We start from the raw sequence: 477 nt of genomic DNA, 5'->3' as shown, positions 1-477 counted from the left end.
GGCGGCAACTACGAAAATCTGGTCGCTGATCAGGCATCGGTCAGTACCACTGTCACCGATGTGCAAGACACCACCACCGTCACCCTGACCACCACGCCTTCCGTGGCCGAGGGTGGCACTATCATTTACACCGCCACAGTAGGTGCTCCGGTCACTGGCAGCCCGGTCATAGTCAGCCTGGCCAACGGGCAGACCATCACCATTCCGGTTGGTCAGAGTTCCGGTACCGCTACGGAAGCCGTCACCAACGACGTTTACCAAGGTCACGCTGCCGTCAGTAATCAAATCATTGCAGTCAGCGGAGGCAACTACGAAAATTTGGTTGCCAATCAGGTACCGGTCTTTACCACCGTCACCGATGTGCAAGACACCACAACGGTATCGCTGACGGCAACGCCGTCCGTGGCGGAAGGCGGGACCATTATCTATACGGCGACAGTGGGTGCCCCTGTCACTGGAAGCCCGGTCATAGTCAGC

The 477-nt window shown here is 58.1% G+C and carries 1 protein-coding gene; it reads left to right on the top strand.

Annotated features, from left to right (window positions below):
- Nucleotides 1-477, top strand: a 477-nt coding sequence (locus tag HU738_RS25785; RefSeq protein WP_217871555.1) for an immunoglobulin-like domain-containing protein, incomplete at both ends; no start/stop codon positions are given.

Origin of the sequence: Pseudomonas vlassakiae (assembly GCF_014269035.2) — a bacterium.
Lineage (GTDB): Bacteria > Pseudomonadota > Gammaproteobacteria > Pseudomonadales > Pseudomonadaceae > Aquipseudomonas > Aquipseudomonas vlassakiae.
This window is presented reverse-complemented; position numbering and strand designations above follow the sequence as displayed.